The sequence below is a fragment of the Desulfonatronum zhilinae genome, assembly GCF_900182865.1.
GTDB classification, from domain to species: domain Bacteria; phylum Desulfobacterota; class Desulfovibrionia; order Desulfovibrionales; family Desulfonatronaceae; genus Desulfonatronum; species Desulfonatronum lacustre.
This window is the reverse complement of the sequence record NZ_FXUJ01000024.1, coordinates 1-23020: the sequence shown is the minus strand read 5'-3', so window position 1 is coordinate 23020 and position 23020 is coordinate 1. Positions and strand designations below refer to the sequence as shown.

General features: G+C 60.2%; 19 protein-coding genes and 1 tRNA gene. 5 read left to right on the top strand and 15 right to left on the bottom strand.

All coding sequences use genetic code 11. The features are described from left to right. Window positions 1-49: 49 nt before the first annotated feature. The 3 genes from AC559A_RS15850 to AC559A_RS15840 all read right to left on the bottom strand — a co-directional run bounded on the left by AC559A_RS15850 (window position 50) and on the right by AC559A_RS15840 (window position 4216). The gene (locus AC559A_RS15850) at window positions 50-2113 is read right to left on the bottom strand and encodes a PAS domain-containing sensor histidine kinase (protein WP_498818661.1); all 2064 of its coding nucleotides are present in this window, start codon (window positions 2111-2113) and stop codon (window positions 50-52) included. 64 nt (window positions 2114-2177) lie between these two features. Beyond that, complete coding sequence (locus tag AC559A_RS15845) at window positions 2178-2390, bottom strand: ATP-binding protein (protein ID WP_498818660.1); 213 nt, start codon at window positions 2388-2390, stop codon at window positions 2178-2180. Window positions 2391-2512: 122 nt separating this feature from the next. Further along, complete coding sequence (locus AC559A_RS15840) at window positions 2513-4216, bottom strand: diguanylate cyclase (protein ID WP_498818659.1); 1704 nt, start codon at window positions 4214-4216, stop codon at window positions 2513-2515. Between the two features lie 344 nt (window positions 4217-4560). Here AC559A_RS15840 and AC559A_RS15835 point away from each other — a divergent pair, with 344 nt between their 5' ends. Further along, complete coding sequence (locus AC559A_RS15835) at window positions 4561-5010, top strand: PD-(D/E)XK nuclease domain-containing protein (protein ID WP_498818658.1); 450 nt, start codon at window positions 4561-4563, stop codon at window positions 5008-5010. Here AC559A_RS15835 and AC559A_RS15830 read toward each other — a convergent pair. From AC559A_RS15830 to AC559A_RS15775, 12 genes are all read right to left on the bottom strand, one after another. Continuing rightward, window positions 4926-8591, bottom strand: a complete 3666-nt coding sequence (locus AC559A_RS15830) for a PAS domain-containing hybrid sensor histidine kinase/response regulator (RefSeq protein ID WP_498818657.1) — start codon at window positions 8589-8591, stop codon at window positions 4926-4928. The genes AC559A_RS15835 and AC559A_RS15830 overlap by 85 nt on opposite strands. A gap of 115 nt (window positions 8592-8706) precedes the next feature. Then, entirely contained in the window at window positions 8707-9204 is a 498-nt protein-coding gene (locus AC559A_RS15825; protein ID WP_498818656.1) for a phosphate-starvation-inducible PsiE family protein, read from the bottom strand. A gap of 120 nt (window positions 9205-9324) precedes the next feature. Beyond that, the gene (locus AC559A_RS15820) at window positions 9325-10068 is read right to left on the bottom strand and encodes a hypothetical protein (RefSeq protein WP_498818655.1); all 744 of its coding nucleotides are present in this window, start codon (window positions 10066-10068) and stop codon (window positions 9325-9327) included. 4 nt (window positions 10069-10072) lie between these two features. Then, complete coding sequence (locus AC559A_RS15815) at window positions 10073-10843, bottom strand: energy-coupling factor ABC transporter ATP-binding protein (protein WP_498818654.1); 771 nt, start codon at window positions 10841-10843, stop codon at window positions 10073-10075. 40 nt (window positions 10844-10883) lie between these two features. After that, a complete protein-coding gene (locus AC559A_RS15810) occupies window positions 10884-11105 on the bottom strand; it encodes a DUF8778 family protein (RefSeq protein ID WP_498818653.1) in 222 nt (73 codons plus the stop codon). A 66-nt stretch (window positions 11106-11171) separates the two neighbouring features. Next, complete coding sequence (locus AC559A_RS15805) at window positions 11172-11744, bottom strand: biotin transporter BioY (RefSeq protein WP_498818652.1); 573 nt, start codon at window positions 11742-11744, stop codon at window positions 11172-11174. A 262-nt stretch (window positions 11745-12006) separates the two neighbouring features. Next, complete coding sequence (locus AC559A_RS15800) at window positions 12007-13017, bottom strand: rhodanese-like domain-containing protein (RefSeq protein ID WP_498818651.1); 1011 nt, start codon at window positions 13015-13017, stop codon at window positions 12007-12009. 257 nt (window positions 13018-13274) lie between these two features. After that, complete coding sequence (locus AC559A_RS15795; protein ID WP_028571181.1) at window positions 13275-14570, bottom strand: rhodanese-like domain-containing protein; 1296 nt, start codon at window positions 14568-14570, stop codon at window positions 13275-13277. A gap of 134 nt (window positions 14571-14704) precedes the next feature. Next, the gene (locus AC559A_RS15790; RefSeq protein ID WP_028571182.1) at window positions 14705-15430 is read right to left on the bottom strand and encodes a formate dehydrogenase subunit gamma; all 726 of its coding nucleotides are present in this window, start codon (window positions 15428-15430) and stop codon (window positions 14705-14707) included. Between the two features lie 11 nt (window positions 15431-15441). Next, window positions 15442-16218 carry a 4Fe-4S dicluster domain-containing protein gene (locus AC559A_RS15785; protein ID WP_498818650.1) on the bottom strand — a complete coding sequence of 259 codons (777 nt, stop codon included), beginning with the start codon at window positions 16216-16218 and terminating at the stop codon, window positions 15442-15444. Beyond that, window positions 16218-18410 (bottom strand): molybdopterin-containing oxidoreductase family protein, encoded by a 2193-nt coding sequence (locus AC559A_RS15780; protein WP_498818649.1) that lies wholly within the window; start codon window positions 18408-18410, stop codon window positions 16218-16220. The genes AC559A_RS15785 and AC559A_RS15780 overlap by 1 nt, the downstream gene beginning before the upstream one ends. Before the next feature lie 306 nt (window positions 18411-18716). Further along, on the bottom strand, window positions 18717-19061 hold the full coding sequence (locus AC559A_RS15775) for a c-type cytochrome (RefSeq protein ID WP_498818648.1): 345 nt from the start codon (window positions 19059-19061) through the stop codon (window positions 18717-18719). A gap of 394 nt (window positions 19062-19455) precedes the next feature. Between AC559A_RS15775 and AC559A_RS15770 the strand changes: the two genes are divergently transcribed. From AC559A_RS15770 to AC559A_RS15755, 4 genes are all read left to right on the top strand, one after another. Further along, on the top strand, window positions 19456-20799 hold the full coding sequence (locus AC559A_RS15770; protein ID WP_498818686.1) for a sigma-54 interaction domain-containing protein: 1344 nt from the start codon (window positions 19456-19458) through the stop codon (window positions 20797-20799). A 2-nt stretch (window positions 20800-20801) separates the two neighbouring features. Further along, complete coding sequence (gene tsaA / locus AC559A_RS15765; RefSeq protein WP_498818647.1) at window positions 20802-21833, top strand: tRNA (N6-threonylcarbamoyladenosine(37)-N6)-methyltransferase TrmO; 1032 nt, start codon at window positions 20802-20804, stop codon at window positions 21831-21833. Window positions 21834-21907: 74 nt separating this feature from the next. Next, entirely contained in the window at window positions 21908-22522 is a 615-nt protein-coding gene (gene wrbA / locus AC559A_RS15760) for an NAD(P)H:quinone oxidoreductase (RefSeq protein WP_028571187.1), read from the top strand. 83 nt (window positions 22523-22605) lie between these two features. Continuing rightward, a tRNA-Ala gene (locus AC559A_RS15755) sits at window positions 22606-22681 on the top strand. The last annotated feature ends 339 nt before the right edge of the window (window positions 22682-23020 follow it).

Below are 23020 nucleotides of genomic sequence, written 5' to 3'. Positions count from 1 at the left end.
CGCAGGGGCGACCGGCCGGTCGCCCCTGCGACGAGAGGATGGCAGTCCCTCATTCGTGCGCGGGGAGGGAAAAGTGAAAGGTCGTCCCTTGGCCGACCTCGCTTTTCACCCTGATTTTCCCTCCATGCTTTTCGATGAACTCCTTGCACAGGATCAGGCCCAGGCCGGTGCCGTGTTCGCCGTGGGTGCCGGGGCGGATTGTTTTTCGGTCAAGGACAAAGAGATTCGCCTGGGTTTTCTGGTCCATGCCGGTGCCGGTGTCCCGCACGGCAACCTCGACCATGTCGCCATTCATAAATCTGGAGATGGTCACCGCCCCTCCGCTGCCTGTATATTTGAGGGCATTGGAGACAAGGTTGCGGACAACGGTGGTGATCATGGGCTGGTCGACAATGGCTTCCAGCTTGTCAGGAATGATATTCTTGATGGCGATCCGTTTCAATTCGGCCACGGAGCGGAGGGACTCGATGCTGCCGTGGACCAGTTTATGAAGGCTGACCTGTTTTGGGGAGAAGCTCATCAGCCCTTGCTGAACGAGGGCCCAGTGCAGAAGGTTTTCCAGTAGGTCGTACAAGCGTTCGGTGCTCTTATGCATTGCCGAGGCAACCTCTTGCAGCTCCTTCGTGGTCATATCCTCAGCCTCTTCGGCGAATATTTTCGCCAAGGACAGCAAACCGGACATCGGGGATTTGAGGTCGTGGGCAATGATGGAAAAGAACTTGTCTTTTTCAGCCAGGAGGGCCTTGAGTTCCGCGCTGTACCGGCGGACTTCGTCCTCGATGCGTTTGCGATCCGTGATGTCCGTGGCGATCTCCATGCGCACGAAGCGCCCGTCGATCCAGGGGATGGCGCTGTCCTGGCACAAGTACCAGCGCTGGTTTCTCGTGTTCTGGAACGACCATTCGTGCGTTCCGGTGGGTTTGCCGTCCTTGAGCAGCTTGTCGTTGGTGCAGAAGGCGCACGGCCCGTCCTGGCCCTGCTGCAACACCTTCCAGCATGTTTTCCCGGCGGAGTCGCCGCACAGTTTCCGGCCGTAGGCGTTGATGAACAGAATCTCGTAGGTGTCCATGTCCACGATGTAGATCAGCGCTTCGATGCCGTCCAAGACGGTGATCAGCCTCTGGTGGGAAAGATGGCGTTCCTGCTCGGCCAGGCAGCGTTCCGTGACGTCCAGGAGAAATCCGTCAAAGATGACCTCACCGTCCTTCCCGTGTTGCATCCTGGTGTTCATGGACGCCCAGAAAGTCGTCCCGTCCCGTCGGAGCAGTTCCGTCTCGAAGTTCTTGACCTCTCCGTCGGCCAGGAGTTTCTTCTTGTAGATTTCCCGGTCCTCGGGTCGGGCGTAGAGTTGCCTGGCGATGTTCGTGACCGTCTCGACCATTTCTTTTGCGGTTGGGTACCCGCACAGACGGGCCATCTCCGTGTTGACCGTATGGTACCGTCCTGCCGGAGTTGACTGAAAAATGCCCATGGGCGCGTTTTCAACCAGCTCGCGGTATTTTGCCTCGCTTTTTTTCAGCGCCTCATCGGATCGGACCTGGTCCGTAATGTCCGAGACCATGAGCAGAAGCTTCTGGTCCGCATCGTCTTCATCGTTCTGGGGGAGCACCTTTGCCAGCATGTCCCGCCTGCCGACGCAACGCACATGCACCGTTTCGTCGTTTGGGCCGAACAGTCTGAAATCCAGTCGCTTTCCCTCGGGACTGTTGAAAAAGGCCTTGAAACGACCGAGCAAAGCGGGTCGATCCTCGGGAACGACCAGCTCGGTCAGCAGCCTGTCCGTAAACCCATGCCCCTCTCTGCCGATCACCCGGGCGAAGGTCTGGTTGGCTTTTGTGATCAGTCCCCGGGCATTGACGACCAGGTATCCGGCCGGTGCGTTGTTGAACAGTTCCGCGTACTGGTCCCGCACCTCTTCCAGGCGGAGCTGGGTCGCGCGCAGTTCCTCGTTTTGCAGTTCCAGTTCGATCTGATGGACCTGATATTCGTGAATCAGGTTCTTCAGTTCGTCGGAAGAGAGGTTTTCCACGGACCGGGAGTCCTCGGCTACACGAGCTTCGGCCTGTTTCCGGAGTTGCTGTTTCTTTAGAGCAAGATCGTCGGTCGTGCTCATGGTTCCTCCATGCGTGTCCATTGAATTTTAGATACAACGAGGGGCGACGGTTGGATTCGGAGACTCAAACGAAATGGGCGCCTGGCTCCGGTCCGGTGCGTTCCTGGTGGCCATTTTCGCCAAAGGGCGACGTGAACGTCAGGACGACATGGACCGTCGTACCTTCGCCGACGGTGCTGACCACGCTGATGTTTCCGCCCATGGAGTCGACAAGTCGTTTGAAAATGGCCAATCCCAGCCCCGCGCCCTGGTATTTTCTGGTGTACGATCCATCCACCTGGGTGAATGGCTTGAAGAGCGTATCGAGTTTGTCCTCGGTATGCCGATGCCCGTGTCCGTGACGCAGATCAGAGGCCGAAGTCCGTTTTGCGGGTCATATGCCGGTTTTGGCGTTATCACTCAGCCGGGGCCCTTTTGCCCGGCGACCACCGTGCGGTTGCGTCCGGTGTTCTTGGCTTGGTACAGGGCTTCGTCGGCTCGTTTGAGCAGGATTTCCGGAGTGAAGACGTCTGTTTCGTACCCGGCCGCGCCAATGCTCACGGTGATGTGAATGGCCGCATTGGCGGTAAAGATGGGGAAGGCATGGACGTATTCCCTGAATCGTTCGGCCGTGATCCACGCGTTTCCCGGTCCGGTGGCCGGAAGCAGGACCGCGAACTCCTCGCCACCCAGCCTCGCGGGGATGTCCACTTCCCGAAAATGTTTCTTCAGAGACATGGCGAACTCTCGCAATACCTGGTCCCCGACGTCGTGGCCATGGTCGTCGTTGACCTGCTTGAAATAGTCGATGTCCAGCATAAGCAGGGTCAGCGGCAGGCCGTAGCGTTTGGCGCGTTGGGTTTCCTGCCGGATGACGCTCATGAAGTGCCGCCGGTTCCAGAGCGTGGTCAGCTCGTCGGTGATGGACAGAATGCGCAGCTTTTCCTCGGCCTTCTTGCGTTGGGTGATGTCCTGGGCCGAACCGACGATGAAGGTGACCTTGCCGTTCTCGTGAACCGGCGTCAGGGTGGTATGCCAGAGCCGTTCTCCCCCGGGCAGGGCCAGCCGTTCTTCATAGGAGATGGGCTTTCCAGCCTGCATGCACCGCCGATAGTTTGCCTCCAATTCGTCGCCGATCTCCGGACCCAACAGTTCCTGGGGCGTTGTGTCGCGGAGGACGTCCAGGCTCAGCCCGGTGCGTTCCTGGTGGCTTTGGTTGTTGCGAATGAATCGAAACTCCGGTCCTTCATCCACCCGGATCAGGAACATGGCGTCCTGGGTGCTCTGGAAAACACGCTCGTATTCGCTGGAGATTTGCTCGAACTGTCGCTGGTTCGCCTTTTGCCGGGTGATGTCCATGATGGTTCCCAGGACTTTGGCCACCCGGCCATGTCGGTGCACGGCCTCCGCGGTGGCGCGGATACAAAGCCGGCGACCGTCCGCGCTGGTGAAGGGCAGTTCCAGGTCAAAGGGTTGGCCTTGCTCCACGCAACGGGTGAAGGCGGTCCGCAAGGTCTCCCGGTCCCGCGGGGCGTAGCAGGACAGACATTTTTCCAGCCATTGCCGGGAAGAAAGCTGTTCATCCGGCGAGAAGCCGTGAATCCGGTACGTTTCCTCGGTCCAGTCCAGACTCTCCCGGTCCACGTCCCATTCCCACCCTCCGACTTTGGCCAGGCGTTGCGTCATGTTCAGCAGTCGGTCGCTGCGTCGGAAATTCGCTTCGGCCCGTCTCAGCCGGAACAGGGCTTTGACCCTGGCCAGCAATTCGTTGACGGCCAGGGGCTTGGCCATATAGTCGTCCGCCCCGATATCCAATCCCTGGGCCAGCTCCTCTGCGGTGGTGGCCAGGCCGGACATCAGAATAACGGAGAGTGGGCGGCGGAGCTCCAGTTCCTTCAGCTCAAGACAAAAATCCAAACCGCTGCCGTCCGGAAGCATGACGTCCAACAGCACCATGTCCGGACTTTCGCGCCGCGCGATTTCCAGCCCTTCGGTTCCGGTATCCGCGCTGAACACCCTGTAGCCGACTTGGGTCAGGGTTGTTTTCAGCAGCATCACTATTGCCGGATCATCGTCGATAACCAGGATGGTTTGGTTTTGTTGGGGGGTGGTGATGAGGCTCATGGCTTCTGTTCTTGCAGGGGTGTTTTGGAGGGAGACACGCGGAAGAGACGCACTCTGACTCCAGTCGACGTTGCCGTCGCCATTAGGTCATGGCGCTTGTTCGCCGATTCGCCCCATTTCAGTTTATCAGGCCGTTTTTTCCAGAAAAAAGCGTTTTCATGGTCTCCGGCCAGTTTTTTATGTATATTTTCGCAGCCAGTCGGCGAATTGTTCACTTTTCTTGTTCCTGGCAAACCGAAGGATCGCCAGGGTTGCTTTACGCTGTTCACAATCTTCACGAATTACGTTGATGTCAATCATGCGTCGTTCCCCTTGATGTCTCTTTGAGCGAAGGATCAAGCAACGTGGTAACTATTCGGCATAATCGCATATCAGCCCAGGATGACCGCGACAAGGCCTCTTTCCAAACTGTTTTTTACCTGATGGTCAGCGCCTCGGGCGTGGACGTCCGAAGCGAGGTGCTGACCTGCGACGGGCGGATTGATCTGGTGATGCATGCCGGGGAAACTGTCTACATCATCGAATTCAAGTGCAATCAAAATGCGGACGCGGCTTTGCGGCAGATTCGGGACAAAGGCTATGCCCAGGCGTATCGCCAACCGGGCAGGAAGGTGGTGCTTTTAGGCATCAATTTCGATACCGGGAAGCGCAATGTCGGGGAGTGGAGGATGGAGGCGGAAGGGGGCTCTGAACGCCCCCCTCGGTCCTGTTATGAAGAAGCCGGACGTAAGGATTCTTCGACGAACAGGCGCAGCCGTTCGGCCTCTCGTTCCACCCGGTGCATCGATTCCTGAAGATCGGGGTGATGGTCGTGGCAGGCCTGTTCCAAGGTCTTGGCCTCGTGGGCCAGGGCCGCGCAGGAGAGGTTCAGGGCCGTGCCGCGCAGGGTGTGGGCGACCAGTCCGGCGGCCTGGAGGTCCTTGGCGGCGACGGCTTGTCGCAGTGCGTTGATGCGTTCGGGGAGGGTTTGGAGGAAGACTCGGAGCGCCTCGTCCACGAGTTCGACGTCTCCCATGAATCGGGCCAACTGATCCTCACGGTTCATGACGGGCAGATCCGGTTGGGTCGGCTTGGCGGCAACATGATCCTGCCTGGGCTGATCCTTTGTCGTCGGTCGGTCCGGTTCCTGTAGGTCCCTTTTGCTCCGGCCCCGGGCCAAGGCGTCATCATCGCTTTGAGGCAGCCATTTGCTCAGGGCTTTGGCCAGTTCCCAGGGATTCACCGGCTTGGTCACGTAATCGTCCATGTCCGCGGCGATGCAGCGTGCCCGGTCCTGGGCCATGGCTCCGGCGGTCATGGCGATGATCGGCGTCCTGGACCGGGAAGCGTTCTCGGCTTGGGCTCTTTGGGTTGCTTCCCATATCCTGATTTCCCGGGCGGCTTCCAGGCCGTCCATGATCGGCATCTGCACATCCATCAGGACCACGTCCACGTCTCCTTGTTTCAGGCGATCCACGGCTTGTGATCCGTCCTCGGTCGTCAGCACGTCGGTCAATCCGAGTTTTCTCAGGATACCCAGGGCCACGAGTTGGTTCACCTGGTTGTCCTCGGCCAGAAGGACGCGCCCGCGCAACCGGGGCAGGGCCTCGTGGGGGTGCATGGCTTCCCTGGCGGAATGGCGGGTGATGATCGGCCCCGTTGCGGTCTTGTTCCCGGAGGCCTGAAGCATGGCCAGCACGTCGAACAGTTCCAGGGACCGGACCGGCTTGTTCAGGTAGGCGGCGAAGCCCATGTCCGCGAAGCGCCGGGCATCCCCGACCTCGCCCACGGTGGAGAGCATGATCAGCGCGATGTCGCGAAAACGTGGGTCTGCCTGGATGGCCCGGCCTAGTTGGGCTCCATCCATGCCCGGCATCTGCATGTCCATGACGATTCGTCCGGGCAACGCGCCCTGGGCGTGAGCCGAATTCAAAATTTTCAGGGCTTGCGAGCCGCTTGGGGCGCTCAGGACGGGCAGGCCCCATTTGGCCAGCATCCGGGAAAGGATCTCCCGATTTGTGACATTGTCGTCCACCACCAGCGTGGTCACGGGGTCCAGTTGTCGCGGAGGCTCGATGGTCCGGACCCGGGCCTCGGCCGGAGCCAGCCGCACCGTGAACCAGAATTCCGAGCCCTGCCCCTCCTGACTGCGCACCCCGATTTCTCCGCCCATCATCTCCACGAGCTGCCTGCAAATGGCCAGTCCCAGGCCGGTGCCGCCGAACTTGCGGGTGGTGGAGGCGTCCACCTGGGTGAATTTGTCGAACAGCAGGTCGATCTTGTCCTGGGGGATGCCGATGCCGGTGTCCCTGACAGTGAAGCGGAGCTTCACTGTCAGGGGTTCCAGGTTCAACGGTTCACGGTTCACGGTTGGGGCTGTGGTAGCGTGAGAATATGTTGCGTTTGGCGTGACACCGTCGGGCGAAAGATTTTTCGCCCCTATGCCAACACCTCCATCCTCCGTCTCTTCAACCGTTGAACCGCTGAACCGTGAACCGTGAACCTCTTCAATTCTGACCACCACCTCCCCCTGCTGGGTGAACTTGACCGCGTTGCCCACGAGGTTGGTCAGCACCTGGCGTAGGCGGCCCGGATCGCCCCGCAGCAGCCTGGGAGTGTCCAGGTCCGGGAAGCTGATCAGTTCCAGTCCTTTTTGGTGGGCCAGCAGGGCCATGGAGGTCGTGAGGTCGTCCAGAAGGGAGACCAGGTCGAATTCCAGCTCTTCCAACTCCAGCTTTCCGGCTTCGATCTTGGAGAAGTCCAGAATGTCGTTGAGCAGGGAGAGCAAGGCCTGGGCGCTGGACTGGATGGTCTGGGCGAAGCGGTGTTGTTCCGGGGCCATCTCGGTGTCCAGAAGCAGATCGGTCACTCCGATCACCGCGTTCATGGGCGTTCGGATTTCATGGCTCATGTTGGCCAGAAACTCCCCCTTGGCCTGGGTGGCCTGTTCGGCTCTGGCCCTGGCCTGCTCCAGTTCGCGGTTTTGCTCCTTGAGCATCCGGGCGAACTCGGCCAGCTTTTCCTCGGCCCTCTTCCGCTCCGTGATATCCTCGCCAACGGATTGGTAGGCGGTGACGATTCCCTGCTCGTTAATCAGGTTGCGATTCGTCCAACGTAGCCAGCGCAGACCTCCAGATCCATCGAAAACCTGGTGTTCGTGGACAATGGTCGGGGCCTCCGGGGTCATGGATGCGATGACCTGTCGGGCCGCATCGTGCTCCTTCCCGGGTATCAAGTCCAAAAAGGAGCTTCCCACAAGGTCTTCGGGCGTCTTGCCGAAAAAATCGCAATAGGTCGTGTTCACGTAGGTCAGGCGCAGGTCCAAGGTGAACCGGCAGACCATCATGGGCATGTCTTCGCTCAGAGCGCGGTAGAGGCCTTCACTTTCCAGCAGGGCTTGCTTGGCCCGAAGCTGTTCGGTGACGTCGTGGGCGATGCAGTGCAGCAGTTCCTTGCCGCGAAAGACGATCCGGCTGCAATACAGTCGGACGTCGTGGTCCACATGGTCTTTGACCAGCTGACGGAAAAAAAGCACCATGTTGTTCTGGTTCCAAGCTTTTTCGAGCTCCCGCTCGGCTGCTTCCGGCCCATCCGCGCAGAAATCCTGGATGCGCCGTTCCATGAGGATCTGGGCCGGAAGACCGTAAAAGGCCGCCGCGGCCTTGTTGCAGCGCACGATCCGGCCATCGACCGGATCAATGTGCAGCTTGATCGCGCCGTGCTCCTCGAAGCTCATTCGGAAGAATTCCTCCCGTTCCAGGATTTCTTCCGACATCCGCTTGGAGGCGCTGATGTCGCTGATCACCACCCGAAACCCGGGCTGAACATCGTCGTTGGTCACGGCAACGGCTTCCAGCTTGGCCCAGAACGACGTGCCGTCAGAACGATGCATCCGCGCCTCGCACTGACCGGAACCGCTCTGATTGGCCGGATTGGCGGTCAAACTCCTGCTCAGGTCTTTGGACAGGTTTTTAACCAGCGCATAGTATCGCCCGTAATCCTCTCCTTTGATGAACTGGCTGATCCGCCTTCGAAGCAGGGCGCTCCGGTCCAGGCCCAGCATCCGGCCAAGAGTCAGGTTGGCCTCGTTGATCACTCCGCTGCCGTCCACCGAACAGTAGCCTACTGGAGCCAAGTCGTAGAGCTCGAAGTAACGTTGCCGTGCGGTCTCGATTTCCAACTGGGCCCGACGCAGTTCGTCATTCTGCATCTCCAATTCGTATTGGTGGACGAGCAAGTCCTGAAACAGCCGCTGGACCTCGTCCGGGGAAAGATTCTCCACCTCCTGAAGCACCTCCGGCCTTACCCGCTGCTCGGCCAGGCGACACAGCGCGGCTTTTTCAGAGGTCCCGGCGGGCCTTGCCGGCTCATTTTTCGCGTCAATTCTCGACGTCATTCCGGTCTCCTGGGGCCGGCCCCGAATACGGGGCCACGGGGCCCGACTTTACGCGTCCAAAGTATTCGGGTTCTCAAGCGGCGAAGATACTGCGCAGAGGCATGCACTCTTTCGGTTACTTTTGGTTTTTCGGCTCCCGATCTCGGGGAACGATGGTTGCAATGCAGTCGTCTTCCTCGTGGTGCTCCTTGGCGGACAGCTTGTGAACCAGCCAGTATCCGACGCTCATGGCCAGGACCACCGCGCCGATGGCGTAGATGTATTGCGGTTCGACCTTATCGATGTCCATGATGATGACCTTCCGGGCAATGGCCATTAGGGCTGTGGCCATGACGATCTTGACGTGGATGATGTCCTCGCGCAGGTAGATCGTGATGTTTACGAAAATTTCAATGGCGATGAGCACGGCCATGAACGCGCCGAAAGTGGCCAGCATGTCCGAAATGGTCAAAATGAATCGCGGCGCCGTGTTGAGCTTCTGGTAGAGCATCCAGGCGACGTCGATGACGCCCATGACGATCACGAAAACCATCAAAACAGCCAGAACGCGCACGGCGAAATGGATGACGTACTGCAAGCTGCACAGCAGTTTGTCGTCGCAGTCGAATTTCATGGGCGTCCCTCGCATGGGGTGATGATAACGGCTAAGGGCCGGGAAGGTTGCCAAAGAGTACTGAAGCCCTGGAGTCGTTACAAGACTTATATCGCAATTCGCAATTGAATCTATCGGGATTCATGGCCAAAGCCAAGGCAGGCCCAAGACCAGAATCGGGATCAGGACCGCGGCCCATTCTTCAGGTTTAACCGCTCTTTCCGGCAGCCAGGCCTCGGGGCAATCCAGGTTTCGGGCGGCCACGGCCAGGGTTTGGGTCCAGGTGGTCTGACTGAGTATCCGGAGCAGGGCCAGGGGAATCAGCCGGAGGCGGGCTCGCCAGGGGCAGTCCGGCCAGCGCATGGTCAGGCCTTGGCGCAGTCCGCCGACGGCCGCCAGGGCCAGGGGCAGGAAATGGATCATCAGGCTCAGGGCCAGGGCGGTTTTCCAGGCTCGGGAGCCGAGCACGGGCCGCAGGTACCAGGCCAGGCCGAGGCCCAACCGACGCGGGGAGGTGGACAAGGTCAGGGTGAAGCCCAGCAGGAACAGCGTTGTCAGCCTGACCCCCAACTCGGCTCCCGCTCCCAATCCGGCGAGCAGCTCGGCCCCTGCCCAGATATCCAGTCCGCACTTGAGTCCGGACCAGACCGAAACAAAAAGAAACGCCATCCGCCACAACGTCCCGTTGGCCCTGGTGAATCCCCCCAGGGCCCGGCAGGACGCCCCGGCGAACAGCGTCAGAAAAAACAAGATCGGCAGGGGAAGCTGCCAGAGGATCATGCCGACGAGCAGGGCAAAGGCCAGCTTGGGGCGGGCGTCCAGGGCCAGGAGGGCGCGGCCGAGTCCGTCGCGTGGGGTTGGGGCGAGCAGGGGGATGAAGGTCATGCTTTCAGGTGAGTGGGGTCGTGGCCGGAGATGGGGCGTGGCGATCGTCCCAGGGCAGGATGCCCAGCCCGGCTCGCCAGGAGCAAGGCGGGCGCACGTCCATGGATTCCAGAAGGGGGAAGACCTCCCGGGCCGGGCCAAAGGCCGTTTGGCGACCGCCGGACAGGACCAGCCACAGGTCGGCCAGATCGGCCAGGGGTTCCAGGTCGTGGCAGGCGATGATCTGGGTCAGGCCGCTGTCCCGGTTGGCCTGGAGCATGGCCCGGATTTCCCGGATGCCCGGATAGTCCAGCCCGGCGAAGGGTTCGTCCAGGAGCAGCAGTTCCGGGCGGCGCAGCAGGGCCGTGGCCAGGCAGAGTTTGCGTTTCTGGCCGTGGGAAAGGGTGTGCACCGGGGTGTCCGGTGCGGGCAGGTGCAGGCGGGCGGCCAGATCCAAGGCCTCGTCGCGTCGCTCGGACGGCAGCCCCAGACAAATGTCCTCGTCGATGGTGGTCCCAATAATGGTCAGATCCGCCTCCTGGAGCACCAGGGCGGTTGTGCGCCGAACCGTCTCGCCGTCCTGAAGCGCGTCCTTTCCAGCGACCCGGAGGGTGCCGGATGAAGGCGGCAGCAGTCCGGCCAACAGAGCGAGCAGCGTCGACTTGCCCGCTCCGTTGGGACCTGCGAGGCCGAGGATTCGCCCTTTGTCCAGAGTGAAGGCAACGTGAGCAACGGCGTTCCTTGCATGATAAGAATAGGTTAGTGCTTCCGCGTTGACAAAGCCCGCTGTCATCATCGAAGTCGCCTATTTATCACCCACCAGACTTCTCCTCGTTTCATTGGTCGGCGTCTTTGAATGTGGCTTCCGCCCATTCCAGGGCTTCACGTTCGCGGTGAAGGTCCTTGGCCATTTCCGCATAAGCCGAATCCATATCTTGTTTCGCAAGATGCGGCCTGACGAGTTCCTTTACGAAAAAGCTGACGTCGTCAGGGTCGACGGTCGCATAAATCCCTTCATAGACATCTTCGTCGATGGTGATGGTCAGGTTCTTCTGCATGGTGCCCCCCGGGATAGTTTAGCTTTCTCGTCATCGGCCATTGGATGAAATGAGCGACACAAGCCCTCAAACACGTGGCAGCAGTCCCCGACCGTGCATGATCCGCCAGGTGGCCACGGCCATGACCAGCTTGACCAGATCCTGCAGGATGAACGGCAGGAAGCCGATGGTCAGGGCTTTGTTCCAGCCGATGTCCAAAACGCGGACCAGGTTGAGCAGGCCGCAGGCGTAGAGCAGGGCCAGACCCAGCAGACCGGCCAGCAGGCCGAGGGCCCAACTGGGTGTCCGGGTGGGTGTCCGGGCGGTCTTGCGGGCCTGGGTGAGCAGGCCGATGGCCCCGGCGGCCAGGACGAAGCCGATCAGGTAGCCGCCCGTGGGGCCGAAAAGCACGGCCAGGCCGGATTTCCCCCCGGCGAACACGGGCAGGCCGATGGTCCCGGCGGCGACGAAGAGCAGGACCGCGATCATCCCGTGGGGCCAGCCCAACAGAAAACCGGCCAGCATGATGAACAAGGGCTGCATGGAAAAGGGCACCGGCCCCAGGGGAATGGACAAAAACGACCCCACGGCGATCAAGGAGGCCATCAAGGCGGTCCAGACCATGACGTGGAGGGATTGTAAGGATGTGGTGGCGGGCATGGTGAGTGATTCTTCCTGGTTGAAGGTGATCAACAAAGGGCGCGTAACTACTCAGCACATTTTACGTCCGCTCTTGTTCCGGCAATCGGGGTCGGGGTCGGAATCGAAACAGGAAAAAATAAGAACGCATCCCAGCGTTTTCGATCCCGATTCCGATTCCGACCCCGACAAAAGCATTGCTTTGTGCTGAGTAGTTACAAGGCCGCGTAACCGAAGTATGTTAAGAGACCTCTCAGAATCGCACAAGCCCCACCTTTCCTCCCTATTCCACCACGGCCCCCTTGATCTGTTGAAATAACCCGTCCACGTCCTCCAATCCTCCTTCGTGGTACAGCACCACCTGGACCCGGGAGTCGGGCAGGATTTTGACCAGGTAGATCAGCGGGATTTCTCCGGCGCCCACGGATTCGAACATGACTTGGCGTTCGTCGGGCAGGAGCGGATACGGCACGTGGTGCGAGCGCTTGAAGCGCAGCACGCTGCGCTGGGTGTCGCCCACGCCGATGCCGATCATTTTCAGGCGTGGCCCGAGTTCGGGGTCGTCGCGGAGCACGGTGAACAGACGGTTGTACTGGTCCACCTCCTGGACGCACTGATGGCAGTGCTCGCCGTAGTACTTGAGCAGGACGAACTCCGCGGGCACGTCGGCCAGGAAAAAATTGGCCGATTCCTGCTCCAGCCCCAGGTAGGCGAAATCCGACGTTCTGTCCGAGGCGGTGAGCACGCAGGGCGGGAAGTACTGACCGGGCTGGAGCCGATGAGATCGGACCTCGCAGACTTGAAGGTCCGGGTAGTGTTCGCGCCAGGCGATGTACCCGGCGGGGTAGCGGATGACGTTGGCGTATCCCAGGCGCACGGCCCAGGCTGCGGCGATCTCGCTGAGCAGTCAGCGAAAGTCCCGGCAGTAGATCACGATGGGCCGATCCTTGTCCGGCCCGAAGGTGTCCAGCATGGCCTGGCGGCGCTCGGGGGGCAGGTCGCCCCGGTCGCGCAGGTCCACGGGCAGGCTCACGGCCTCGGGCATATGCCCGGAAACGAACTCGTAGGAAAAGCGCACGTCCACCAGCAGCACGTTAGGGGTTTCGTCCATCAGCCGGCGTAGTTCCGGGGTGGTGATCAGGGCGTAGCCGTCTCGGTCCGCGCTGCGCTGGGCCTGGGTGAACAGGGGCGAGGTTTCTTCGGCGGCTAAGGCTGGCCAGACGGTAACGAGCAGAAAGAGGGAGATGGCCAGGACTTTGAAACGGTTGGCGAAGTGGTTTCGATTCATGAGCATGGAAAGCCTCCCGTGTCGCAAGGAGTTGGCTGGTCTCAATTTACCTTTTTAGCCCCGCCCGCGCTTTACAATTCCGCGAGTGTGAACCGGAGTCATGTTTAAATGGTAGGACAGGCATCTTGCCTGCACCACCAAATTCACAAATGGTAATACAATATCAACCAGATCCCTAAGGTGAACAAAAAAGCCGTCCTCCCCCCGTGTACGGGGCTTGGACGGCCTGAGTTTATCTCTTCGAGCGAATCTCGATCAAGACATTAGTTAATCGTGAATTCACCCGCGGGAGTGTAACTGACGTTGGCGTCGACATAGTAGACGTCCTTCAGGTCTGGACGCATGAACTGGAAGAGGTAATAGGCTTCTCCACTGCGCGCGCCCGTGGAGCAGATGAAGACGATGGGCTTGTCATCCGTGCTGAAGACAGCGATCTGGTCTTCCAGTTCGTTCACGGTCATGTTCAGGGCGCTGGGGATGTGTCCGGCGGCGAACTCTGCCGGGGAACGGACGTCGATGAGCTGGATGCTCCCCGGGTTGTCCTTCATCAGTTGGACGAAGAAGTCGTTGTCAATGGTCCCTTCAGCCGAACCGCTTTTCAGGGTGCCTTCTTCAGCCGGAGCCTTGGGCGCGGCCGGGGCCGCGACAGTCATGTGCGGGCCGTCGGCGGTCCAGACCACGTAGCCGCGTTCCACCCACTCGGGATCCCCGGCGGGGTAAACGGCGATATTGGTGTAGCCCAGGGCCTCGGCCTTCCAGGCGGACTGATGGCTCAAGGGGCAGTGCGTCCCGCCGCAATAGAAGATCAGTTTGGTGTTTTTGTCCGCTGGCAGGACCTCGGCGGCCATCCGGTCGAACTGGCTGTCCGGCAGGCTGACGGCGGTGGGGATGTGGCCCACGTCGTAGCGGGGCTGCTTGGGCCGGGAGTCGATGATCATCACGTCGGTCACCGGAGTGGCCGAGAGCACGGCCCGGGCCACGATGGGCCGGACGGTGTCGATGGTGATCTGGGTGTGGTAGGGTTCAGGAACCTGGGCCTTGTCCAATTCGGGGAGCGGGGTGCGCACGTCGCGGGCGGTCCAGACTTGGTAGCCCAGCTTGACCCATTCCGGATCCCCGGCGGGATACACGGCCACGTTGGTGTAGCCCAGGGCCTCGGCCTTCCAGGCGGACTGGTGGCTCAGGGGGCAGTGCAGGCCGCCGCAGTAGAAGACCAGCAGCGTGCTTTTGTCTGCGGGGAGGACTTCCGCTGCCCGGCTGTCGAACTGGCTGTCCGGCATGCTGACGGCGGTGGGGATATGCCCGACGTCGTAGCGGGGTTGTTTGGGCCGGGAGTCGATGATCATGAAATCCGTGGGCGATTCGCTACGCAGCATGGCCTCAAAGACCAGCGGCTTGACGAACTCGATGTCCACCAGGGTGTGGTAGGGTTCCGGGACCTGGGCCGGGTCCAGGTCGAATTTCGCGGTTTTGGGGCCGTGGTGCCCGGCGCAACCGGCCAGAAACAGGACCGCCAGGGCGGAGATGATCAGCCGCATGGTAATCGAATATTTTCGCATGTTCTCGCTCCTTGGGTTGATGGTTTCGCTGCGGGCGTCTCTCCCGCGGCATGTTTTTTCAGCGTGTAGTGCCAGGTTTTTCAGGTAAAGGCGGTTCGCTCAGAGGCGATTCGCGAACCGCCCCTCCGCACCCTTCACCCTTCGACCTTTCTTTCCTCCCCAGCCACTTCCTCGTACCACAACTGGTGATGGTGCTTGGCGTAGTGTTCGGGAACGGTGCCGGTGAACATGGACTTGAAGGCCGGCTTTTCCTCCTTGGAAATGGCGGCCATGTAGATGTGCACCAGCATTCCGGCGGTGACCAGGCCGACCGTGAGGTAGTGGATGGTCCGGGACCAGGCCGCGGGATCAGGGTTGTCGAGCATGATGGGGGAGAGGAACATGATCACGCCCGTGACCACGATGACGATCCCGCCCAGCACCGTGGCCTGGGCGAAGAGCTTCTGTCCGAAGTTGTAGAAACCCTGGGGCGGCATGTCCGGGGTCATGCCGAAGCGCTGAAAGCCCTTCTTGCCCATGGTCATCTTCAGGTTCATCTTCATGAACCAGGTCATGTCCCTGGACGGGGAGACGGTGAAGACTTCTTTCAGGAAGAGCCATGTCTCCCTGGGCTTGAGCAGCACGTAAAGCACGAACACCCCGGCCCAGATCAGGCCCAGATACTGGTGTACGGCCAGTAGGTTCTCGCCGCCCCCGAACAGGGCGCGCATCAGGTTCGGCCACCACGCACCCAGAGGATTGAGCTGGTCGTTCTTGATCAGCCCCAGGCCGGTGAGCAGCAGGGCGATCCAGCAGAAGGCGTTGAACCAGTGGATGAAAATGGACAACTTGTCATGTCGATGAATCAGTTTTTCACTCATGGCACACACCTTTAGTCCTGCTTGGAGACTGTCGATTCAGGGGCTTTTGCTTCGTGCTCGTCGTCCTCTGGATCTGGCGGGTCCGGAGCAAAGGCCTGCTTGGCCCACATCCCGGCAACGCCCAGGGCGGACAGCCCCACGGCGACCGTGACCAGCGGATTGACCAGCGAGGCCATGACTGAATAGGCCTGTGGATACTCCACGTCTCCTGGCCAGTCCGCGGGCTCCGTGGCCGCGATATAGTACAGGTTGGGCTGGGTATCGATGTTTTTACTGGTCACCCGCACCGTGGTTTTTTCCCGCAGCAGCCGGGAGACTTCGCTGTCCGGATCGTTGAGATCCCCGAAGACCCGTGCCTTGGTGGGACAGGTGTCCACGCAGGCCGGAACCAGTCCCCGGGCCAGTCTGCCCGAGCTGAAGCAGAAGTCGCATTTGTCCGGAACGCGTTTTTCCGGATGCCGGTACCGGGCCCCGTAGGGACAGGCCCGCACGCAGTTGCCGCAGCCGATGCATAGGGATTCATTGACGTGGACGATCCCGGTTTCCCGATCCTTGAACGTGGCCCCGCTGGGACAGGCCGTGACGCAGGTGGGCACGTCGCACTGCATGCACCCGCCGGGCTGGAAATGGGTCCGGGTCAGCTTGCCCAGGGAAAAGTCCGGGGTGGTGTGCTTGATCCAATTGCGCCAGTACCCCTTGGGCACGTTGTTCTGGACCTTGCAGGAAACCATGCAGCCCTTGCAGTCGATACAGACGGAAGAGTCCACGACCATGGCGTATTTTTTCATCAGCCCACCTTCCTGCTCACGGTTACAAGGGTCTCATGCATGGCCATGTTGCCGGAAATATGGTCCACGTGATCCTCCAGGACTTCGGCGATGCTGGCTCCCCGGTTGTGCACCAAGCGCTGGCCCGGAGAGAGCGCCCCGAAGCCGGTGGCCATGTACACGGTGTCTTTTTCAATGCCCTCGAAGAATTTCAAGGCCAGTTCCACCTGGGCGACACCGCTGGTCACGAAGACCCGCTCTCCGTCGCCAAAGCCCATCCGCGTGGCCGTTTTGGGGTGAATCCAGAGGGTGTTTTCCTCTTCGAACTCAATGAGCAGGGCGTTGTTGGTATTGCTGTGGGTGAAGAAGGCCGTGCGGCCCACCACCAGACGGAGCTTGCCCTCTTCCCGACGCGGTGGTTTGTACGTCGGCATGGGGTCCAGGCCCATGTTGGCGTAACGCTGGTTGTAGAGCTCGATCTTCTGGGCTTGGGTCTTCAGCGGCACGTCGAAGTAGATGCCGTAAACCTTGCTGGGGTTGTAGTAGACCCCGTCTTCCTTGATGGCCTGGGCCGCTTCGGGGATGCTGGCCAATTGCCATTCCCGGTACTGGTCGATGGTGAAGTCGAACGTTTCCGGAAAACCCAGGCGCTTGGACAGCTCGGTACATATCCAGCGCATGTCCCGGGACTCGTACATCGCCGGGACCACGGCGTCGCGCCAGATGGCGCAGGCGCAGGCCGAGGAGCCCTGCAGGGCCGAGACCGGGTCGTTGCGTTCCAGAAAGCTGGGAGAGGGCAGGAGCAGGTCCGAGTACCAGGCCGTGTCGGTCATGGCGATGTCCGCGTTGACGATGAAGTCGAGATGGTCGAGCATCTCAATGGTCTTCTTGCGATTGGCCGCGGTCTGCATGAAGTTGGTCTTGAAGGTGAACCAGCCCCGGATGGGGTAAGGCTCTTCCTTGATGATCGCGTCGCGCATCAGCTTGAACGAGCCCTCGTGATGGATCAGACCCGGGGCCATGCCGTGGTCGATGCGGTCGTCCGGGTTGTCGTCGTACCAGGGGATGTCGAAGTACGGGGCGCGTACGCCGACTTCCCGTGACGCCAGGATTCCGCCGGGGCGGTCCCAGTTGGCCAGCAGGGCGTTGACGATGGCCATGGAGCGGCGAATCTGGGATGAATCCTCATAGTCCGAGGTTCGTCGTCCGGTATAGACCATGGCCGTGGGGGCCGCGGCGGCGATTTCCCGGGCAATGCGCCGGATGTCCTCGGCCGGTATTCCGGTCTCCCCGGCGGCCCATTCCGGGGTGTATTCGCGGACATGGGCGCGCAACTCGTCCAAACCGAAGAGCATTTCGTCCGCGAACTGGCGATCGTACAGCCCCTCGTGAATAATCACATGGGCCAGGGCCAGGAAAAAAGCCATATCCGTGTGCGGCCGGATGGAGAACCACTCGTCGGCCATGGCCGCGGTCTTGGTATAGCGCGGGTCCAGGACGACAATCTTACAGCCGTTTTTGCGGGCCTCCATCAGGTCGATGGAGTCCGGAGTGATGATGGCCTCAAAGGGGTTGGCCCCGGCGATGATGATGTACTTGGTGTACAGCACGTCCGGGTAGGGGGTCTCCCCGAAGGTGTCCAGGTAGGCCCGTGCGTTGCTCAGCAGGCACAAGGTTTCGTGGGACGTAATGTTGTAGGAGCCGAAGACCTCGGCGAAGCGGATCAGGAACTGGGACTGCATGTCCGAGCCGGGGGAGAACATGACTCCGCAGCGGGTATACTTTTCAGCGATGCGCTGGAACTGCTCGGCAGTGTGGTCCAGGGCCTGATCCCAGGAGATGCGCTGCCACTTGCCCTCGCCCCGGGCGCCCTTGCGCAGCAAAGGGTGTTTGAGTCGGTCCGGGTCGTAGATGTGCGCCGTGGCCGCGTTGCCCCGTGCGCAGAGCATGCCTCGGGACTTGAGGAATTTCGGGTTGGGGTCCAGCTTGATCACTCGACCGTTCTGGACCCTGGCGATCATCCCGCACCGGTTGAAACACATGTCGCAGGCCGTGTAGTGATCGGTGATCGGCCCGGCCTGGGGGGCCGGAGCCGCGGCGTGTCCGGTGGACACCAGGCCCGTTAGGGCCGGGACCCCGGCCGCGGCGGTCATGGCCGCCGCGGATGCCCGCAGGAAATTACGTCGTGAAAGTGTTTTCGTCGTCTCATCCATGCCAAGCTCCTCGTGGGACCCAGCCCGGATTCAGCGGGCCCCGCTGAATCCGGGCATACGTCCGGAGTCGGTTCTCGGTTCACAAGCCAACGAATCGGCTTTATGACGAGTGTTCAGCCCTTTTTGGGCCTACAACATCCTGCCCTGTACTGCTCAAAAAGGTCGGGTGCAGCCAGAACGTTACCTTAAGCATCTGGATTCCCGCCTTCGCGGGAATGACTTCAATTCGTACGCTTTTCGAAGCTCGTCATGCCCGCGAAGGCGGGCATCCAGGCTCTCCTTGCCATAAGTTTCAGTGTTACACCGTTATCCGCACTTGGCCGGAGTCGGGGAGTCCATGGCTCCGTCATACAAGTACTGATAGATGTCCAGGCGATCCTGGTCCGAGAGCTTCTCGCCCCAGTGTTCAACACAAGGCATTTCCGTGTAGGCGTCGAATACCGCTTTCCAGTCGGCCTGGGTCTTGGAGTCCGGGCCGAGGTAGTGTGAAGGAACAGCTCCCACCGGGTTTTCCATGTGACAGGGGCGGCACTCCTGGCGGAACAAGAACCGGCCCTTTCGGGCGTTGCCAGCTTCGGCGGCGACGGAAATGCCGATGTAGGATGCCAGGATGACCGCGATGCCGATGCCCATCAGTGTTTGCTTTCTCATGTTCGTCTCCTTTTCGTGGTTATATGATTTGGGGTGCGTTCAATGTCGGTTGGTACGCCTCACTAAGCAGAATGTATGCCAGTTAGGGGTGTGTTGCTATAAGCTTTTGAATGATATATGTTTTATCTTCCCTCCTTCTGCTTTTTGGACCGCCAACAGGGTCTGATGTGTGAGGGTGTGCGTTGACAGGTGTTTAATCATGTCCATAAAATGATGAACAGCCGTTCGACGAGGCAACGGTTTTTTTAGTCTCGTACTCATGATACACGTTTTTGGAGAGAGCATGCAACCGGCAAAATTACTTGAAAACACCTTTCAATCCGGCGGCCCGGCTCAGGGCCGGGCCGGGCAGTTTCCGCCGTTCGACGCGCATTGGCGGCAGATCCTCGAAGTCATGCAGGAGGGGCTGCTTTTGGTGGACGCCAACGGGACCATCAAGTTGGTCAACAAAGCCATGGAAGATATTACCGGTTATTCCCGCGATGAGCTGATCGAGTCCTCCTGCTCCATTTTCAATTGCGACGCCTGCAAGCGCGTCCGCTCCGACGCTCGCCATGCCTGGTGCAAACTCTTCGAAAAAAAAGACTTCGTGCGCAAAAGATGTCACATCATGCGCAAGGACGGCACGTACGTACATATCCTGAAAACGGCTTCCGTGCTCTACGATGACGACGGCCAGCCCTTCGGCGCCGTGGAAACCTTGACCGACGTCTCTGAGCTGGACCGCAAGGAACATGAACTCCAGCAGCTTTCCCGGCTGTTGGACGAGCGGACCATTTTCCACGGCATGGTCGGTCGTTCCGCCAAAATGCAGAATATTTTTCGGCTGGTGGAAAAGGCCGCCCAAAGCGACGCGCCAGTGTTTATCTGCGGCGAATCCGGTACGGGTAAGGAATTGGTGGCCAGGGCGATCCACGATCTGGGGCCGCGATCCGAAGAACCTTTCGTGCAGTTCAACTGCGCGGCCCTGAATGAATCGCTGTTGGAAAGCGAGCTGTTCGGCCACGTCAAAGGGGCTTTTACCGGTGCGTTCCGTCATCGCCAGGGCCGGTTTGAAGCGGCCCACGGCGGGGATATCTTTCTGGACGAGATCGGCGACCTGCCCATGTCCGTCCAGGTCAAACTGCTCCGCGTTCTGGAGACCAAGACCTTCGAGCGGGTAGGGGACAACCGGCAGCTTTCCGTGGACGTGCGGATCATCACCGCCACCAATAAATATCTTCCGAAGTTGATTTCCGAAGGCCTGTTTCGGGAGGACCTGTTCTACCGGATCAACGTGATCCCCATCCGGTTGCCGGCATTGCGCGAGCGGCGGGACGACATCCCGTTGCTGGCGGATTTTTTCATCCAACGCCTGCGCTCCAAAAGCGAAAAGGACATCAAGGGATTGAGTCCCATGACCTTGGGCATGTTCATGCGGTATTCCTGGCCCGGCAACGTGCGCGAACTGAAAAGCGTATTGGAGTACGCCTTTGTTCTGGCCGACCGCGGACAGATCGAACCGGAGCATCTGCCCATGGATATTCAGGTTCCGGTACCCACGAAAGGCCCGACGGAATCCGTCGCTTCCCAGGCCTGTCCCGCGGAAGCCGATCAGAAGACGCAATTGGTGGAGGCCTTGCGCCGCACCGGAGGGAATAAGTCCGAGGCAGCGCGGATTCTGGGCATCAATCGGGTGACTGTGTTTAATCGGATGCGCAAGTACGGGGTCGACATGAAAACCGTGATCCAGGTGTAGCCATGGACCAGAACTTGATCTTGGCTCTGACTCCCGTCGGCGTGGTTCGTTCGCCGCTCATACGTCTGGAGGACTGCCCCAAACAGGGGCTGGAGAACGGCCCCACGGCCCGGATCGAGATCGACGCCGCGTTTCTCGATGCCCTGGACGGCCTGGCCTTGGGCGCGGAGATCCTGGTTTTCACCTGGATGCATTTGGCCGAGCGGGATCGTTTGAAAGCCAGGGCCCGGGGCAATCCGGACAACCCGCTGCAAGGGGTCTTCGCCCTGCGCTCGCCCCATCGCCCCAACCCCCTCGGCCTGCACCAGGTCCGGATTGTCGGGCTGGACGCGGAACGGGGAATGTTGGACGTTTTCCCTCTGGAAGCCGTGGACGGGACCCCGGTTGTGGACGTCAAGCCGGTCCTGGAACGGGGCCGCGGCGACGGAACGCCCTACGGCCTGCCCTGGGGCCCCCGGATCAGCGCCCGGGAAGCGGGCATGATTCGCGAGGCCGGGGTTCGGGCCTGGCAGCGGGGGCTGATGGCCGGTCTGAACGGAAACATCAGTCTGCGCCAGGGCGATGCCATGATCATCACGGTTTCCGGAAGCGCCAAGGGGCGGTTGCGGCCCGGCGACCTGGCCCTGGTCAACCTGGCCTCCGGAACGGTGACCGGCCCGGGCCGACCCTCCACCGAGGCGGCCCTGCACCGGGCCGTATATGCGTCACAGTCCAAGGCCCAGGCGGTATTGCACGTCCATCCTCCCCATTTGCTGGCCCTGAGTCTGGCCAAGCCCCAGGACGACCTGCTGGAACTGCCGCTCTTCGAAGCGGATGTCTGGTCCCGGAAAATGATCCGTCTGGCCCCGCTCCAGCCCGGATGCGAGGCCCTGGCCAAGCAAGTGGGCCGGGCGGCCATGGCCTACCCGGCCCTGTTCATGGAACGCCACGGTCTGGTCTGTTGGGGGCGGGACATGGACGAGGCTTTGGCCCTGGCCGAGGAGCTGGAGAGCTTGGCTCGGATCGACGTGCTGAATCGGAGCATGGTGGGCTGAAGTTGACTTCCCAGCGCGGAACAGTGAACATGACTCAATCTGTTTGTCCGAACATAAGCCCAAAGGAGTCCATTATGAAAGCCCTCGTTGTCTACTATTCGATGTACGGACACATCCACGCCCTGGCCGAGGCCATGGTTCAGGGAGTCGGTCAGGTGCCGGGCGCGACCGTTGAACTGCGTCGGGTTCCGGAAACGCTCCCCGAAGAGGTTCTTGCCAAGATGGGCGCTTTGGACGCGCAAAAAAAACTCACGACGGTCCCGGTCTGCACCGTGGACGAACTGGCCGAGGCCGATGCGATCATCTTCGGCACCCCGACCCGGTTCGGGAATATGTGCGGTCAGATGCGCCAGTTCCTGGACGCCACCGGCGGGCTCTGGGCCGAGGGCAAACTGATCGGCAAGGTCGGCAGCGTGTTCACCAGCTCCGCCACCCAGCACGGCGGCCAGGAATCCACCATCCTGACCTTCATTCCCTTCCTGTTGCACCAGGGCATGGTAGTGGTCGGTCTGCCCTATTCCTTCCAGGGCCAGATGCGCATGGATGAAATCACCGGCGGCTCCCCCTACGGCATCTCCACCATCGTCGGCGGTCAGGGCGAACGCATGCCCAGCGAAAACGAACTGGAAGGCGCCCGCTTCCAGGGACGCCATGTCGCTGAAATCGCGACGAAACTGGCCAAGCCGTAATCCATTGCCCAACGAACCGGAAAAAAAATCTTTCAACCCACTTGACTTCTCCGGCTATTTGAATAGATTCCGGCTCTTCGCACGGGGCTGTAGCTCAGCTGGGAGAGCGCTTGAATGGCATTCAAGAGGTCAGCGGTTCGATCCCGCTCAGCTCCACCAAGAAAATCAAAGGGTTTAAGCAGAAATGCTTAAACCCTTTTTTCGTTCCCACCATTTCCATTCCCACTTTTTTCCCACTATGGATTGTCGGTTTTCTACCAATTCTACTTCGGCAATGCGTTTTTCGCTTGAGAAAATGCAGTTATCGGGGTCGGTATCGGTATCGGGATAGATACTGTTTGTTCGCCAATAACCCTAATTCGACCCTGATACCGATACCGATACCGAAAGAGAAGCTTTGAATTATACATAGCGTCATAAATATTTGCGTATAGTTCCGAACAAGGTTATCTTAGGCGCATGCAAAAGCTTAAGATAGCAGAAGCCGAACTTGTGATT

What these genes read in the sequence shown, in the direction of transcription:
- AC559A_RS15850 (WP_498818661.1), bottom strand. Translation starts at nt 2,113, where the DNA reads ATGAGCACGACCGACGATCTTGCTCTAAAGAAACAGCAACTCCGGAAA.
- AC559A_RS15840 (WP_498818659.1), bottom strand. Translation starts at nt 4,216, where the DNA reads ATGAGCCTCATCACCACCCCCCAACAAAACCAAACCATCCTGGTTATC.
- AC559A_RS15830 (WP_498818657.1), bottom strand. Translation starts at nt 8,591, where the DNA reads ATGACGTCGAGAATTGACGCGAAAAATGAGCCGGCAAGGCCCGCCGGG.
- AC559A_RS15825 (WP_498818656.1), bottom strand. Translation starts at nt 9,204, where the DNA reads ATGAAATTCGACTGCGACGACAAACTGCTGTGCAGCTTGCAGTACGTC.
- AC559A_RS15820 (WP_498818655.1), bottom strand. Translation starts at nt 10,068, where the DNA reads ATGACCTTCATCCCCCTGCTCGCCCCAACCCCACGCGACGGACTCGGC.
- AC559A_RS15815 (WP_498818654.1), bottom strand. Translation starts at nt 10,843, where the DNA reads ATGATGACAGCGGGCTTTGTCAACGCGGAAGCACTAACCTATTCTTAT.
- AC559A_RS15810 (WP_498818653.1), bottom strand. Translation starts at nt 11,105, where the DNA reads ATGCAGAAGAACCTGACCATCACCATCGACGAAGATGTCTATGAAGGG.
- AC559A_RS15805 (WP_498818652.1), bottom strand. Translation starts at nt 11,744, where the DNA reads ATGCCCGCCACCACATCCTTACAATCCCTCCACGTCATGGTCTGGACC.
- AC559A_RS15795 (WP_028571181.1), bottom strand. Translation starts at nt 14,570, where the DNA reads ATGCGAAAATATTCGATTACCATGCGGCTGATCATCTCCGCCCTGGCG.
- AC559A_RS15790 (WP_028571182.1), bottom strand. Translation starts at nt 15,430, where the DNA reads ATGAGTGAAAAACTGATTCATCGACATGACAAGTTGTCCATTTTCATC.
- AC559A_RS15785 (WP_498818650.1), bottom strand. Translation starts at nt 16,218, where the DNA reads ATGAAAAAATACGCCATGGTCGTGGACTCTTCCGTCTGTATCGACTGC.
- AC559A_RS15780 (WP_498818649.1), bottom strand. Translation starts at nt 18,410, where the DNA reads ATGGATGAGACGACGAAAACACTTTCACGACGTAATTTCCTGCGGGCA.
- AC559A_RS15775 (WP_498818648.1), bottom strand. Translation starts at nt 19,061, where the DNA reads ATGAGAAAGCAAACACTGATGGGCATCGGCATCGCGGTCATCCTGGCA.
- AC559A_RS15770 (WP_498818686.1), top strand. Translation starts at nt 19,456, where the DNA reads ATGCAGGAGGGGCTGCTTTTGGTGGACGCCAACGGGACCATCAAGTTG.
- tsaA (WP_498818647.1), top strand. Translation starts at nt 20,802, where the DNA reads ATGGACCAGAACTTGATCTTGGCTCTGACTCCCGTCGGCGTGGTTCGT.
- wrbA (WP_028571187.1), top strand. Translation starts at nt 21,908, where the DNA reads ATGAAAGCCCTCGTTGTCTACTATTCGATGTACGGACACATCCACGCC.